The following is a 17,734-nucleotide window of genomic DNA, read 5'->3' as shown; positions in this document are numbered from 1 at the left end:
CGTTTAGTCTATAATAACAACCCATGGATTTTAAGATTACAAGTTGTTATCCTTAATCTTTTAAAATTAAAAGGTTCAAGAAGATATACTGTCCTGTATTGTCTGTTATAATTAATTCTATTTGAAGATCAAATAATTATTCACATATTCATTAATAAAATAAGCTTGAACAACATTATTTATTTTTAATAAATATATAGACCAAAAAAAGACCATTTAAGATTAATTAAATGGTCTTTTAAAAAGTAAAGAATTATATTTCTAACTTATTGTTTGATTATCTTCTTTGTAAACTTACCAGAGTCTCCTGATAGTTCAACAATGTACATACCTTTTGAAAGTGTACTAACATCTATATTAATAGACGATTGTGCGTCTACTTTTTTACTTAATACTTCCTGACCAAGTAATGAAAATATAGATACTTTATTTACATTGTCTGTAAGTCCTTTAATGTTTAATTGATTTTTAACTGGGTTAGAAATAAAAATTGAGCTAGCATCAAATTTATTATTGCTTAATGGTGCAGAAATAAATTTAAACCTCAATGCAACCTGACTTTGACCTAATTTAATAGTAGCATTTTTAACAGGTGTCGAACCGATTCTAACATTATTTGGAGCAGTTGCCCAAGCCGTACCAGTTTTATCACTTGCAAGTAAAATCGCATTTTGACCAGGCAAACTGTTATTACTAGCATAGCCAGTTTCAATATTAGAAAACTTTCTCATCTGCATCTCATCTTGTACACCAGGTGCACCAATAATTAAATCAGGTTCTAAACCTGTGGAAGTAACGTCTGCTTTCAAAACTTGACCTGCAATAGCTGGAACTGCAGTAGCGATAGTAAAATTACTAGAGCCAGCAGTATATTCAGAATAGATCCAAAGTTGAGAAGGATGATTATTTTCAAGTTCCGTAGTCCACACCGCTTTAAGATTATTGTTTACAGTTAAGAAAAGAGTCTCACCATCAACTTGATCTCTCAATTTAATTTTCCAAGTTCCCGGCGAAGTTGTATTAAAAAAACCGTACCCATCACTGTCTAAGGGTGCTATTTCTTGCGATTGCACCTGTAGCGCAAACAAGGTTAGCAATAAAAATGCTGTAATTTTTAAAGTAATTTTTTTCATTAGTTATAGTTTTAATTAATTAATACCCCTAAATTATGAAGTACAATTAAAAATGTTGTCCTGTATTGTCCTGATTAGCTAACAAATAGTGTCTTATTGTGGCTAATTTTTATCATACCTAACTGCTTAAAGCCCTATTGTTTTTAAGCTTTTAGCATTTATTTTTACTTTGAAAAAAATTATTGGAATATTAACCGCTTCATTATACCTTCTTGTGTTTTCAACAGATAGATCCCTTTTGAAAACTTAGAAATATCGACTATAACACCTGTTCCGTTAGCTATTTGGGTTCCTAATACCGTGTAAACCTTCCATTCTGTGTACTTGTCTAAATTAAATCTACCGTCATTACTAGGCACTGGGTAAACTTTTAAATTTTTACTTGTTTGTGCAACATCATTAACACTTAAGGAAGCTACTTTATTTAAGGTTATATAATCATAAGAAGGCCCGTTTCCACCTTGCGGAATCCTAAATTCTAAAACAAAAACACCAGCATTTAGATCAAATTCTATAGACTTATAATCAAGAAATACAACAGAGCCACTTTGATCTTCCGACCTGATAATTCCTGAAGTTGTGGAGCCGCCACGGTCGTAAAATAATTCTGTTGAGGACGATAAATCTTTAGGAAGCAAATACGCCGCCAAGGATTTTGAAGTTGTTGAAAACGTTCTGAAATTTACAATCATTTCGTATCGTCCAGATTCTGTTACATTAATGGTGTATCTTGTAAATTCATTGGGTTTTAAATCGCTTATTATATAATTGGTGCCTCCTACCGAAACATCTACATCATCCCCAACTTGAGTTCTATAAACACCACCAGAATTACCAACATCGGCATCGGAGAATGCGAAACCTTGTCCACCAAAATCATAATCTTCAAGTTGAATCGTTCCGGGAACTGTATGTGGTGACCCTGAAAATGGTCGGGTTGGGTAAGTATTGCTTGTTACTGTTATTGATTTTTCAATGGTTCTATTATGAGTATCGGTTAGCACTAATTTCAAGGTGTAATTTCCGCTAGCTATGTTTTCTAATAACACATCATTTTGCCCACTATAACCCCATGTAAATGGCGCAGCAGTAATACTTCTAACTAAATTATTATTTACATAAAGCGCTAAACTAGCCAAATTTCCTGATGCTAAGGTGCTTGTAGCCTGTACTTCAATATTATTTCCTGGCTCTATATTATCTATATTTTTTGGTGTTACAAAAGTGGGTGCTTCTAGTGGAGGCAGATAGGTAATATTCAGTTTATCTAAATTAAAACCAGCATTTTGTACGTTGATTTTTAGTTCGTGAAGCCCTTTGGTTAAATAAACGATAAACTTCGTCACGCTTTGAAAATCTGTACCACTTCCTGTTTGCGGTAATGAAAAATTATCAAACAATAACACACCGTCAATTTCTATACTCACTAATGCTCCCGAATTTTGGGCAGCATATAGAAATTCAAAATCGTAATCGCCCGTATTCAATACATTGACGTCGTATTTCAACCACTCGCCATTTTGGGTATCACCAACGTAAGTGATTCCATTAACCATTCCTACATCCACACCATCGGTATCTACACCTGGGCTTAGGGTGTTATCGGGCGTCGTATCAGAATAACCAATACCTTCTCCTCCTGCTTTGTAATCTTCGGCTTCAATAATGCCGGGAATTAGTTTTATCGATTCATCGTAATAAATTCCAGAAATTTTACTCACCGATAATGGCGGCAATGTAATGGTACCTGTACCTTCTTTTATTAACTGTAAAGGGTTAGAAAAATAATCGATGTTGGCTACGACTCCTAAATTATCAAATACCAAGGCCTCGTGTTTAAAGCTTTTTGTATAAACCACATTATCAAATTTCAATTCGAAGGTTACGGGCTTGTCCGTAAGATTTACGGCAATTACTTTGGTTTCGCCAAATTCATTTGTTGTAGCTCTGGCATTTATGGCATTTACAGAACCTCTCGAAACTGTTAATTGAGACGAAGAAGTTACAATTCCATCAAGCATGGTTGCGTCTCTAAAAACATCTTGTATAATTTCGTAGGTTGATAAATAGCCTCTTTTTTGCAATGGATATACGGGTTCTTTATTACTATCAAGCACCACCATGGCATTAAGCACTCTATTAAAAATAAACCAGTTAGCGCGTTCGTATACATCTTGATTTTCGGACATAAACATATACACATCTGCCATACCTAAACAAGCGGCAGCGTGTACATTATCGTTGCTTCCTGCCGAAACGCCCCATTCGGTTAACCAAATAGGTTTTCCTGGAGCAAAACTCCGCACCCAGTTGGCATCTTCTTCTAATTGTAATTTTGCCGTTAACAAGGAGCTATAGGCACTATCACTTTCACCTGGTACATCGGGATCTGCGCCCATATATTTATGAAGCGAAATAGCATCAAAATAATTGCCATTGCCTTTAATAGTATTATTATAGGCTTCGTGGCTTCTTCTCCAACTTAATGGTATTGATAATTTAATATCTGGAAACGCTGTTTTTAAAGCACTGGAAACCTCAGATGCCGCTGCTAAATACATTTCTGGAGTTTCAGTTCTTAAAGAACGTTGACCTAACCAAAAATGCTCATTCCCTAATTCTACGGCATTAACTTCTAAACCTAGACCAATGTCTTTTTGCGCTCTGGATACACTACTTGCTCCATCATCAAAATTGATGGAATACGTCCACATCATATCATAACCCTTACCGCTATTAATTGCTTTTCGGTCTGCATTTAATTCAGCAATTCCATCTATATCTCCTTTAATACAACATACAAAAGTTTGCAGTGCTTCTTCGTGATCTCTATTGTCATAAGCATCATCTTGATACCCATCTGTTTGCCATTTATAAAAATTGGCCCACACGCCATGAGGAAAACGTATAGTAACTGGATTTACCAACTTCACAAAATCTTTTTGTGCTTGTGTTTTAAACCCTTGAATATTATACCCGATTAGCCTATTGTTAAAAGGCTCCTTATTAGAAGTCTGCACATTTAAAGTGGCCGTAATAGTTTCTGGCAAACTAAAAGGATAGCTCTGTGCTTCGGCTTTTAAAAGGAAGCAGATGATACATGCAAAAAAGAAACAATATTTAAAGAATTGCTTATTTGATGGCGTAGTTTTCTTCATGATTATATATAAATTAATATGTGTTTTTCAATTTAAAAACTAAGCCACTAACTAGCTTGTCCTTATGTGCAATTAATAAAGGTATTCATAAAAAAAACAGTTGTTATCCTGTTCTGTACTGTAAACCATTTAGAATGGAAAACAAGTTGTTATTTTAATTTATAGTTACTTGATATATTTATGAATCAAAATAACACAAGTAAGTTTAAACAGTAAATCTCTTTTATAAATAGAAAAACAGTTTGACTTTATAGAAAATCAAACTGTTTTTTGCTCACAAATAGCACTACTTTTAAGGTTCTATCTTTTGATTATTTTTCTTGTATATATTGATGCTTCCCCGTAAAATTTAACAAAGTATAAACCACTGGTTAAGGTATTAGCGTCTATTCGTATAGATGATGCCCCTTTTACGTTTTTCACTACTATAGTTTTGCCATCTATGTTAAACACTTCAATTTTATTGACTTTTTTTTCTAATCCATCAATTATAATTTCGTTATCTATTGGGTTAGAAATGAAAACTGAATTTCTATCAAAATCTGCATTACTAAGTGGATTCGTATTTTCTAATAGCCATTTCGTGTTAGCTGTAGCTGAACTTGTGTAATTAACATCACCCGAATTATCATATGCATACCTTCCAGTAGTTGTCTGTGGCGTATGGATATCGTATGCGCCAGAACCGTTAGAAACAAACTCAAAAATTCTTGTGTTATTTGTATCTGTAGTTGGAGTTGCAGTTGTAGTAGGATAAACATTAAGCGATTCAAATCTTACTGCATCCCATCCCGTAAGTGTACATGAAATATTATAATAACCATTAGAACCAACAGATTTCACTTCAAAAATTTGTGCATCATTATTTGGCGAAATTTCATCGGCTGTAATAATATTTGAATTTGCAATGTCTACAGTCCAATACTTCCCCGTTATACTGTGCTTAATTTTATATTTTCCTTCTAAACCATTGGTTGGATTTCCACCATTTGAACCACTAGGAAGTGCTTCAAGGTATGTTGAAGCAACACGCATGTCATCAAAATCTGTAATCACTTCAAAATCACAGGCGTTTTGATTATAAGCTCCCCACTTCGGGTACACCTCAATACCATCAAATGTTTTATGATAGGCTCTTGTATTAGCATTTGCGAGCACTACTTGATATTGATCAAAATCGCTATTCGACAATGTTTGCTGTACACCATTAAACCAAAACTCTATATAACCTTGATATCGATTATTCACACTATCGTACGAATCGGCTACATTTACTTTAACAACAAAACTTACCCATTGGTTTTCTGAAACTGCTTGTTTCCATAATGTGGTCCTTCTTTGGGTTATTGACCCAGGTCTATTCCAATTAGGTTCAGCTGGACCAAAAGCATGGAGACTTAAAAACGTCCCATCATATTCCATATTAAATGGATAGTTCTGTTTATTATTATTGATATCACCACCATCGTCAGTCTTCCATTGAAAAACTGCAATACCACCTGTAAGATTAGGTGTCGCATTGATGCGCCAGCGCCATCCGTAATAGTAGGTGCCACCATTCTGTGGAACAAAACTATTTACATCTCCTGTAGTTCTTGCTAATTCGGCACGTTTTCTGGATGTTGGCTTCGTAACACGCCAAAATTTACCAAACTCAGCATCAACAGGAGTGGTTACAAAAGGCACATTATTTGGATCATCAACACATTCAGTCCCTGTAGGGTTACTATTACCATCAGAATCTAATCGTCTAAAATTATCGTTAACAGATAAATTAGGATCTCCATACCATAGTACTTGCGCATTTACCTCATAGCCAAAAAATAATAGCGATAAAATAAGCACGAATTTCTTAGCTATATTTATTCTCATAATTTATCTATTTACTAATTGTTATTGCATTTTTAGAATCTCACTCCCTGCCATTAAAAAAGCACCTGTTCCAAAATTTTGATAGCTATCATAAGATGCCGGTTCAGGAAATGCTCCAATGTTTTGCACCCAACCTACACGACCATCTTTATGTTGACATTTAACTAAACCGTTCCAAGCTTTTTTTACTGCAGGCGTATACTTTTTATCTAGCAAGCCATTGTTAATACCCCATGCTAAAGCGAAGGTATGAAAGGCACTGCCACTTACTTCACCATGGTTATAGGTTTCAGGACACAATAAACTCGTTCTCCACACGCCATCTTTGGGTTGTATTGATATAATTTTCTCTGCCATTTCCTTAAACAGGTTTTCATAAAAAGGACGATGTTCGTACTCTTTTGGCATATCTTCTAAAATTAAAGCTAAACCGGCAATTACCCACCCATTACCACGCGACCAAAATATTTTTTTTCCGTTAGGCTCTTTTTGGTCTTTATCTGAACCTGTCCATACAAATCGCATGTCGCGTGCAAATAATTGCTCCTCTTTATCATACAGTTGATTATAGGTCTGCATATAAAACTTATGCATCTCGTCTAAATATTTAGGCTGTTTTGTATGCTTCGCATAAAGGTTAAGTACTGGAGGTGCCATAAATAAGGCATCGCACCACCACCACAAAATAGTTCTGCCATATTCACTCTTATCTGTTCCTTTTTTCCACACATTATCTTCAAATAAATGGGCATCTAAGAATTTTTTTGTTGGTTCTAAATCCACGAAATCTCGTCTACCATCATTTATATCGATGTACAAATAACTATAAGAAATAGCAACGTCATCGGCATGATGCAACCTACTATACGTCTGCCAATTATTCCAGTAAGCCTGATTTTTAAGCGCTGCCATGTACATTTGGTCTTTGGTGGCCTGATGCGCTTTCGCAACACCTGTGTAATAAGCTCCAGCTGTCCAATCGGTAGGTGCAATCGCAAAAATTGGATGCGCTTCTTGCCATTCTAATGCTTTAATCATGGAAGCCTTTATGAAATTTTTGTCGAGGGTATTGGTTTGGGCTGAAACTTTACACCCCAATAATAAATTTACAGCTGCAAAAAATGTAATAAATTTAACTACTGATACTTTAACCATTTTAATTTGTTTTAAGTTTAAACGATGTTTTTAAATATTCTTGTGAAGAGGTTCCAACCATTACGGTATAATCTCCTGCTTCCAATGTTTTCTCCATTTTAAGTCCTGTAAATTCTAACATTTTAGGATGTATTTTAAACTTTACAACTTTGGATTCGCCTGGGTTCAATTCGATTTTTTCGAATGCTTTTAATTCTTTATCAGGTCGCGTAACCGAGCCAATGTCATCTTTAATATACATTTGAACGACTTCTTTCGCTTTTACAATACTGGTATTTTTTACTTCTACCGTTACTTCAATTTCAGAATTAGCTGTCATATCATTGTTTGATAATTTCAAATTAGAATACTCAAACTTAGCATAGCTTAACCCAAAACCGAACGGATACAACGGTCCATCTTTTAAAAATAAATATCCTTTTTTATAATTTATTTCTTTCATTGAATAATGAAAAGGGATCTGTCCAATAGTTCTTGGTACGGTTACAGGTAATTTCCCTGACGGTGAAGCATCTCCAAAAATAATTCTCGCAGTTGATTCATCGCCAAATTCACTTAAATCCCAAGTATCCAGAATAGCATCCGCTTGTTCTGAAAATACATTAATAGATAAAGTTCTACGGTGTTTTAATACCACAATAACAGGTTTTCCTGTAGCTTTCAGTTTTTCAACCAATTCGTCTTGCGCTCCTACTGGGTCTATACTTGCTCTGTCTCCAATGGCATTCGTAAAAAACGCTTCTTTAGAAGTGAATTCATCACCACCTACAAACACAATGGCAACATCGCTTTTTCTAGCCATTTCAACCATTTTTTCTATGGCGACAGGATCTCTTTCCAACAAATTAGGTGCACCACCTTTTCCATCGGTTAAATCAAACCCTTTTTCGGCGATAAATGAAACATTAGAGCTTGCTGCAGTTTCGAACATTTTTTTTGTTGAAGGCTTTACTAAAGGCCCTAAAAGTGCGATTTTTGTTGGCTTATTTTTATCGAGCGGTAATATATTATTCTCATTTTTTAATAAAATGATGGATTCTAAATCTGATTCCTTCGCCAAATCTAAAGACGATTTAGCACGAACCCCTTTTTCAACTTCAGAAATCTTTATATATGGATTATCGAAAAGCCCAAGAATAAACTTCGTTCTTAAAACACGTCTTACCGATCTATCGATTAAGGTTTCAATTTCAGGATTTTTCTTTACCATTTCTGGAAGAAGCGCATAAGCATCTTCTGCATACAAATCGATATCAACACCTGCATTTAAGCCCAATAAGGCCGCTGCTTCTGGCGTTTCGGCAACCTTCATAAAATAATGTAAACGACCAATATCGTTAGCATCGGAAACCACATAGCCATTAAAACCCCATTGATCTCTTAACACACCTGTTAATAATTCTGGATTACCATGACTAGCAATGCCGTTTAAATCGCCATGTGATGCCATAATTCCAAGTGTTTTTGCATCTTTAACTGCCGCTTCAAAAGGCGGATAGATTTCATCAATTAAAGTACGTTCAGAAATTTCGATGGCAGCAAAATTAGTACCTCCCAAAACTTGCCCATAACCAGCAAAATGTTTAGCCACGGCACCTATATGCGTGCCTTTGCCTAATCCTTCATAGTTTCCTTGCACGCCTTTTATGGCATTTGTTACCATTTGAGTTGTTAAATACGTATCTTCTCCAAAGGCTTCAGACATTCTGCCGAAACGTGGGTCGCGAACTAAATCGGCTTCAGGAGAATGGCACATATGCATCCCGCGTAAACGCGCTTCTTTTCCAACAACATCCCAAATTTTATAAACCAAATCTGAATTAAACGACGCTGCAGAATTTATAGGTCTTCCAAACTTGGTGCAACCTTCGGCATCCACGCCATTGTAAGACTCGGTAACAAATAACCCTGGAATTCCCCAGCGATTATTTTCAATAATATATTTTTGAAGTACGTTATTGAATTTTGCAGCTGCAACGGCGTCCATATGTTCACCAGGGTTTTTAATACCTGCTGTTCCCAATTTTAATTTTTCAACGACTTTATCAGATAGTTTTAAATTCCCTTTGCTATCAGCATCCACACCAATATTGGCATGAAAAATTCGCATTTGGGCTACTTTTTCTTCTAAAGACAATAACGGCAATAAGGCCTCAACGCGCTCATCAACAGATAAGGACGCATCTTTATATTTTTCAAAAGACTTTTTTGATTGACAATTGACTTGAAAAAACAAACTCAAAAAGACTAAAGGCAACAAAACTATTTTATTCATTTCTAATTATATTTTAATTTCTATTGTTTACTATATTTAATAATTACTATTGTATTGAAAAAGAATCAATTACCAATACGTTATCACCCTTTTGCTTAAAAACAAAACAGATATTTTTTTTATTCTTAATTGATTTTAATTTCATAGTTATTTCACTAAAATCACCTTGAGATGCATTCAATCGTATTTTCTTTTCAGTAATTAAGTCCCCTTGGGCATCATTGTTCCTTAATTGAACTGTAAATTCGCCTCCAGCAGACGCCTTTAATGTCATTTTAAGTAGCGATTTATTTTCCAATCTAGCCACATTAGGAAAATGTAATGCACTTGTTTTTTTATTTGTTTCTACAACAAAGCCACTACCTAATTCTTTCTTTACAAATCCGTCTGACTTAAAATAATCCTCAGCTTCAATTTTTGGAACATTAGCATTATAGTTTCCAACACCAATACCATCAACCCGAATTGTTGCCATTTCTCCATTTTCTTTGTAATGAACGTAACTTAGAAAGGTGTCTCTAAAATAGCGATTGCCTGTTTGACTGATGTCGCAATAGGCATAATACCATTGGTTGTGCCATTGAAAAAAAGAACCATGCCTCCCTTGTAAAAACCCATTTGGCCAGGTTGGACTATCGTAGCCTTTTGCAAAACTTTCTTTTTGAATAATTGAATTTTTGTAATCGTATGGGCCATATACATTATTGGACATGGCATAAAAACAACCCCAAGACAAATAATACTTACCATTATATTTGTGTACAAATGGTTTGTCATCTGTAGGTTTTTCTATGTTTTTCCCATCCGGATTATAGGGACCTCTCGGATTGTTGATAATAATCTTTTTTGGCGTTTCGGCAAGACTTATCATATCGTCATTCAACTTGGCTATGTAATAATCCCATACCCCAAATATGATATAATGTTCACCTTTGTCTTCAAAAACCGCCATGTCGTATTCGTGGGTTGGTGTTAAATCTGAAGTTAACAACGGTTTTTTTAATGGATCTGACCAAGGTCCTACAGGTGAATTACCTACAACCACTCCGGTTTGCTGGTTTCCTTCTGAAAAATACCAGTAATATTTACCGTTTTTTTCTGCAACATCGGTTGCCCAACAACTAGTAAACGGCTTCACTATATAAGTGTTTTCTGGGTTTAACCTACTACGCTCAGTCCAGTTAACTAAATCTGGCGAAGACCAAATCCACCAATCTTCCATTATAAATTCTTTATTATCGATGGATTTATCGTGAGACGCATACACATAAGCTGTATCATTAAAAATATGAACATGTGGATCGTTAAGACCTTTATTTGGAACAATAGGGTTTTGAGCTGCCAAAACATACACAGCCATAAAGAACATGACGTTCAATACCCTATTATTCAATATTTTTAATTTACTAGCCATCAACTAACGCATTTACATGTAATTTCTCTTAAACTTTTATCGTTTTTAAACCAAACAATTTGATCGATGGCTAGATATTTTGAGTTTCCAGAAATTTAAAACGAGTTTATTTTTAATTCAATAATATGTTTACCTGGTGCTAATCTGATAGAATCAAATGCAGATGGAATTTTTTCTCCATTATGTATCAAATCCTTACCATCAAGATTATTTAATGAAAATTCAGCAACCATATTTGCAGGAATCTCAATTTCATAAGTTTGTAATCTTGCACCTTTATATTTGTAATCTGCTTTTATGGTTCCTAAAACCGTGGGCACTTCTATACTACTTGATTTTAGATTACTCATTTGAGGCTTAATGCTGGCGATACCAAAACCAGGTGTTTTAGGCTTAATACCCCATAATCCTCTAGGAATTACATTTGCCGGTACTGCTCCCCAAGCATGATTCCAATCTAAATTATTTTTATATTCTAAATCCCAAGCCTCTAAAGTAATTGTAGAGCCCACTCGAATCATGTTGTACCAGCTTCTTTTATCGGTGCTGGTTAATAATTGTAAGGCATAATCGGCTTCACCGGCATTATAAAGGCCATCCATTAAAAATTGAGAACCATATACACTGCAGGCCATTCCGCGGGATTTCACAAAATCTAACACTGTTTTATAGTGCGCTTCTGGCACTAATCCGAAAGCTAAAGGCATCATGTTGGCGTGTAACGAACTATGGTCTGTGCCAATGCCGTCAACATAAATACCTAGCTCTTTGTTAAACATTTGCTCGTTAACTGCTTTTTTAACTTTAGCTGCGCGATACTCAAAATCAAGTGATTCTTCTGTTTTCCCTAGTAATTTTGCAAATTCTGCCATAATTTTCATGTTTTCATAGAAAAATGAATTAATGACTGTGCTATAAGGTTTGAATACAAAACCGTCGTGTTCGCCTTTGGTTTTACTTCCGTTAAAGTTTGCTAATGGCCAATCTACAATATCGGTAAGTGGCTTATTGTAACCTTCCTTAAACCCTAATTTATACATAAATTCGGGCGTCACTTTTGTTGAAGTAATTAAACCATCTTCATTAGACAATTCGTAAAGCGTTTTATGTTTTAAAGCTTCGTAGTAGCGCTCAATTAATTCGGTATTGCCGGTATACATATAATCGGCATAAATTAACAAGGCTACATGTTGTTGCCACTCTGTTGGCCACGTAGGATGTTCCATAAAATACTCGATGGTACGTCTTGCCATGGCATACTCTCTATCGGTCGTGTAATGACTTAACTGATTTAAATATGCATCGGCTTCATAAGGGATACGTTCCCTTTCTCCATCTACATACAACCCATTAAATGTGGTTGCCTTAATTGAATATTTACATAAATCCCATACCTGATTTAAAATCGTGTTATTACTTTCAAAATTACTTGCCTTTTCATCCCAATAGGTATGATATGCTAATTGTTCAAAATCGGATGCTGAAATTGGTTCTTTGTTTCCTTCAACTTCTGCATATCTAAACGGCATTAAAACCGGCAAACCCTTAGGTAAAGCAATCGCTTTATTAGGTAAGGTGTTTCTTTCGTCTGCTTTAATCGCTATTTGATATCTTGTTTTACCAGGAACAACATTTACCTTAACTTCTTGATAACGAATATTACTTTTGGCAGGAGGTGTTCTATTAATGTTTTGTCCATCTAACATTTCACCAATTCTGATGGTTAATGTGTGTGGTTTTTTAGCTTTGTAATTAAACTCTAAAGTTGCAAATGCGGCTTTACCAAAATCTATAAAATGGAAATTGCCTCGATTTTCAAAAAGTTCAGGCTTTATTTTGCTTACCACTGTTTTATTCTCGGTTGAAAGCATGTAATTATCACTTTTACCCATCGTGAATTGCTGTGGTTGGGAATAATCTACCAATCTGTTATTTTCATCCCAAATACGAACTTTCCAATAGTAAGTTTTTCCAATTTCAAGAGAACTTCCCTTATATTCTATATTTGAGGAAAGGTTAGAGCGCACTTCGTGGCTATCCCAAATAGGACCGTTATTATTATCTATATCTTTTTTTGATGCAGCTACTAAAATTTGATAGGCCGATTGATATTTTGATTCTGAAGGCACCGTCCATCCAAATTCTGGCTTGGTATCTAAAATTTTAACGCCATCATTTGGTTCTCTTATTAATTCTATTGTTAAATCAATAGGTGGATTTCTGTATTTGTCGCTATGCTCCTTTATTAGCTCATCGCATTTAGATCGTAATGCTGCTGCAATCTTTTGATATTTTTTATGTGCTATTAGGTTTTTAGTTTCCTTAGGGTCTTTAGCAAGATGATATAATTCTTCTACACTTTTATCATTTACATACCTGAAATATTTCCATTCTTTAGTACGTACCCCTTCACTTGGTGGTATTTCTGTAAAATCCCATAGGTGCTCGATTAAAATGGTGTCTCTACCAATAGTATTTGTTTCTTGTTTTACGATTGGAAGTAAACTTTTACCTTGCCATGTTTTTGGTAATGGAACGCCAGCAATATCGGCGATGGTAGCAGGCACATCCACATTAAGTGCCATGTCGTTAATGTCTTGATGTTTATTTATCCTAGGGTCGTTAATGATTAAAGGAACGCGTATAGAATTATCATACATAAGCCATTTACCAGCTAATTGACGCTCTCCTAAAAAATAGCCATTATCGCCCATTACGATAATTACGGTATTTTTATCTAATCCCTTTTCTTTTAATTTTGCTCTTATTTTAGCGATTTCATTATCGATTTCAGAAATCATTCTGTAATACCCCTTTAGGCTATGCTGATACTTTTCTGGGGTATCATAACGCCAGGTCCAACGTAATCTGTTAAATCCGTCTCTTACAAATTTAGGAAGTACATTAAAATATTTATCGTCGGCTAATTCGGGACCAGGAATGGTGGTATCGGCCAACAATTGGTCTGATTCTTTTTGCCAAAAATATTGATCGGGAGCGGGATCGTGAGCATGTGGCGCACTAAAACTTAATGACAAACAAAATGGCTTATCTTTTGGCGATTCATCTATAAAATCGATAGCCTGCTGTCCAGTATATCGTGTTAAATGGACGGTATCATTATCAATCGTTTTGTAAAAATAGCCTCTTTTATCTTTATATCTTGTATCTCTGTCATAATCATCATAGACATCAAATTGCGATTTAAAATCTGCATATTTAACACCAAATTTCCCAAAAAAACCTGTGTAATACCCATTACTTTTTAAAAGCTGTGGATAGGCATTATTCATATACTCATCTCTAATATTTCCTGTTTGAAAATTATAGTTATGAGAGCGCTCATACAAACCTGTCCAGAGTGTTGCTCTACTTGCTGCACAAATGGGTGTACTAGCAATCGCATTATTAAAATAGGTGCCAGTAGATGCCAAATTATCCATTTCTGGTGTTTGCACATATTTATTTCCTGCATAACCAATAGCATCAAAACGTTGATCGTCTGTTAAGATGAAAATGATGTTTGGTTTATCTTGATTATTTGTTTTTTGAGCATTAGTAACATTCAAACTAAATAACGTAGTAAATATTACTAATAGGATACTATTTTTAAACATGAGAAATTTATTATTTTATAGAATTAATTAAAATGTTGTAAAAAATACAGAATAATGTCTAAAATTAAACCAAACACGATTAAGTTCTGTCCTGCTCTATGCCGAAAGAATTAAATAAATAAGCCGTCTCTAGTTTATGAGACGGCTATTTAACTTAAAACGAATAAATATTCAATTTCAGTTTGTAAGAAATCAAATGAAAATTACAATCCTGTTAATTGAACTGTAAATTCTTCGAATTTTACATTTCTATCTCTAATCACTAAAGTATCTTTAACCGTATGCATCAAATCAACTGTTGTTCTAGATCGTACAGTACCAAATACCAATTCCTCAACAACCTCAAGGTCTCGATATTGGTAATCTAAATAAATTACATCTCGCTTTTTTCCACCCCATTCATCGCCATCTACTACCCATTTTCCAGAACCTGTTATAGCAACACTACTATTGTCATCAGCATTACTTATTGTTATTTCTTCATTAGCATTGAATGTTAATTTTAAAGACACAGTGCTATTGCTCGCAATACCTGGCCTTCTAACAAGATTAGTACTAATTGCTATATTTCTTCCTGCAGTTGATATTGGAGTTACTTCATCGCGTTCAACGAATTCAGCTTTATAAACTGTGGAGCCATCAATATTGGTTGTTTCTGTAGTTCCAGTTAAAACTGTAAACTTTTGAGAAGTTCCTACAACCTTATCCTCACCACGTCTTAGATACATCCCTTGGTATTTATTCATATACTTAATACCGAAAAGTGTATAATCTTTGGGTTTTGTTTTCCAATGATCTGAATATATCTTGATAGGGTTATCGACCAAAGGCACACCTGTTAGTAAAGAATCCAATGCTTCATAATCTGTAATTTTTAGTGGAATTACATAGTGCACCTCATTATCGCCAGCAAACGAAAGCGGGTCATCAAAAAACGCATCGTTAAGTTGTACGGGTATACGCCCTTTAATAGAACCGGCAGGAATAGTTACCGGACTTGATTGTTCGATGGTGTAATATGCAGAAGGCAATATCTGCACATTTACCGAATCTACACCTAATAACGTAGCGTCTATCAACTCAGGAGCGAGTTCAAAATATACCAGTCTTTTTTTCTTGTTTTCATAAACTCCGGACATGGTAACACCGATTTCGAAACGACCGTTATTATCATTTTCATTAAACCCTAAATCATACTCACCTAATATTAAAGTTCTAATAGGCGTTTGAAATGGGAAATACACTGAAGTTGAACCAAAATCGTCAAATTCTATGTCCTGGTTTTCGCATCCCATTAAACCAAGGACAACAGCGAATATTATAATTATTTTTAATTTCATATCTAATGTTTTTTAATTCTTATAAAGTACAAATTATCTTACCAACCTTGATTTTGTAAAAGTTCTGAAAACTTCAACGTTTCATCGTTAGGAATTGGCATGTAAGTGGCAAAGGATTGATAATTTCTGTTTTCAACGGAAGGAAGTTCTACATAACTAGTTCCATCGTTAAAATAACCTTTTGCTGTTTCATTCAAATCTAATCCCCATCTTCTAAGATCCCAGAATCTATGACCTTCAAAACTAAGTTCTAAACGGCGTTCGTTTCTTATAAGCGCTCTCATAGCTTCTTTAGTTGTAATTGTTGCTAAATAAGCATCTGGTTGTGTTATACCAGCTCTTTGTCGTATAGCAGCAATAACGTTACGCGCTGTCATGCCATTAATTGATTGGTCTGGACCACCAACTTCATTAGCTGCTTCTGCAAATATTAAGAACAACTCTGTATACCTAAAATAAACATCAAAGTGTCTTTTATCAACTGAGGTGTTATCATTATTAAGTCTAACATCTGGACGCAACAACTTTTTAAGATAATACCCTGTTCTTGTGGAAAATTGAGGGATTGAATCCAATCTATCAATACCGCCTCCAACACCAGTTTTAATTGTTCCTCCTCCAAAAGACGATCCGTTAAGAACTATGTATTTTTCTAATCGTGGGTCTCTGTTCGCATAAGGGCTTTGAGGGTCATAACCATTCGCCGTAGTAGCTGGATATCCATTTTTCATAGGAAATGCACTTACAAGGTTTTGAGTTGGATTTATCTCTCCTCTACCATTTACAGAAGGTGGAAACATTCTTTTTTCGTAAGTTGAACTATTACCAGCAATAGATGCACGCCATAGTATTTCGGCATTATCTATATTATCTGATGTATAGAATTCAACACCATTTGATGATAAACCAGAAACACCTCCTCTAGTATTCAACACTTCACTTGCCGCATTTGCTGCCAAAGTATAGTACCCATTTTGACCATTCAAGAACGATGGACTGGCCGCAAACAACGCCAAACGTGCTTTAAGTGCCTTTACAATTCTACCAGATATACGTAAGTTATATTGAGCACCATTAACAACTTTATACTTCCCAAAATCATAACTTGCATACCAAGGATCCACAGAAGCTTGACTATCTGAATAATCTGTTGGCAACAACGTAAGTGCCTCATCAAAATCTGCGATAATCGCCTGAACAGAAGCTGCAAAAGACAATCGTGGTGTATTAAAATTACCATCAGCTTCTATAAACTCCGTAAAATATGGAATTCCCAATAATTCACCTGAAGGCCCTTTACCTGCATGTGCTTGCAACACATAAAAGTGATGCAAGGCTCTAAGCGCTAGTGCCTCTCCCTTCATACGAAGTTTAAACAGTTCATTGATGTCTTCATCTCTGTTCCATACTATCTCACCAGCATCAATAATTTGTAAGAAACGGTTAACCCAGAATACGCGCTCAAAACTATTCCAACGCGAAGCCGGATTAAATTGAGCTGACAACTCACCAAGAGCCATACGTTTGTAATTGTCATCCAAAACATTATTTACAGCATCATCGGTGGCCGCATCAGAAAATACAAATTGATTGATTATACCAGAATACCCTTGTAATAATATCCCTTCTGCAGCTGCAGGATTTGAATTTACAAAATCAAAGTCTAACCTATTTTCATCGATAGGTTCCAAGTTATCACAGGCAATCATGCCGGTAAAAACTACCCCAACTAATATATATTTTATTAAATTTTTCATTTTATTTATCTCT

General features: G+C 35.0%; 9 protein-coding genes. All 9 read right to left on the bottom strand.

Annotation, left to right across the window (positions count from 1 at the left end; translation table 11 throughout):
* Positions 1-266: 266 nt before the first annotated feature.
* Positions 267-1,133: a T9SS type A sorting domain-containing protein gene (locus ACFQ0I_RS07705; protein ID WP_379940940.1), complete on the bottom strand. Its 867-nt coding sequence runs from the start codon at positions 1,131-1,133 to the stop codon at positions 267-269.
* Positions 1,134-1,312: 179 nt separating this feature from the next.
* Positions 1,313-4,291, bottom strand: coding sequence for a carbohydrate-binding protein (locus ACFQ0I_RS07700; RefSeq protein WP_379940938.1), 2,979 nt, complete (start codon positions 4,289-4,291; stop codon positions 1,313-1,315).
* A 300-nt stretch (positions 4,292-4,591) separates the two neighbouring features.
* Positions 4,592-6,163 (bottom strand): T9SS type A sorting domain-containing protein, encoded by a 1,572-nt coding sequence (locus tag ACFQ0I_RS07695; RefSeq protein ID WP_379940936.1) that lies wholly within the window; start codon positions 6,161-6,163, stop codon positions 4,592-4,594.
* A gap of 21 nt (positions 6,164-6,184) precedes the next feature.
* Entirely contained in the window at positions 6,185-7,318 is a 1,134-nt protein-coding gene (locus ACFQ0I_RS07690) for a glycoside hydrolase family 88/105 protein (protein WP_379940934.1), read from the bottom strand.
* A gap of 1 nt (position 7,319) precedes the next feature.
* On the bottom strand, positions 7,320-9,593 hold the full coding sequence (locus ACFQ0I_RS07685) for a glycoside hydrolase family 3 N-terminal domain-containing protein (protein ID WP_379940932.1): 2,274 nt from the start codon (positions 9,591-9,593) through the stop codon (positions 7,320-7,322).
* Positions 9,594-9,639: 46 nt separating this feature from the next.
* Entirely contained in the window at positions 9,640-11,007 is a 1,368-nt protein-coding gene (locus ACFQ0I_RS07680; RefSeq protein ID WP_379940931.1) for a family 43 glycosylhydrolase, read from the bottom strand.
* 95 nt (positions 11,008-11,102) lie between these two features.
* Positions 11,103-14,624: a sulfatase-like hydrolase/transferase gene (locus ACFQ0I_RS07675; RefSeq protein ID WP_379940929.1), complete on the bottom strand. Its 3,522-nt coding sequence runs from the start codon at positions 14,622-14,624 to the stop codon at positions 11,103-11,105.
* Between the two features lie 203 nt (positions 14,625-14,827).
* Entirely contained in the window at positions 14,828-15,964 is a 1,137-nt protein-coding gene (locus tag ACFQ0I_RS07670; RefSeq protein WP_379940928.1) for a DUF5627 domain-containing protein, read from the bottom strand.
* Positions 15,965-16,002: 38 nt separating this feature from the next.
* Positions 16,003-17,721: a RagB/SusD family nutrient uptake outer membrane protein gene (locus tag ACFQ0I_RS07665; protein WP_379940926.1), complete on the bottom strand. Its 1,719-nt coding sequence runs from the start codon at positions 17,719-17,721 to the stop codon at positions 16,003-16,005.
* Positions 17,722-17,734: the final 13 nt, after the last annotated feature.

Origin of the sequence: Mariniflexile aquimaris (assembly GCF_042676825.1) — a bacterium.
Lineage (GTDB): Bacteria > Bacteroidota > Bacteroidia > Flavobacteriales > Flavobacteriaceae > Mariniflexile > Mariniflexile aquimaris.
This window is presented reverse-complemented; position numbering and strand designations above follow the sequence as displayed.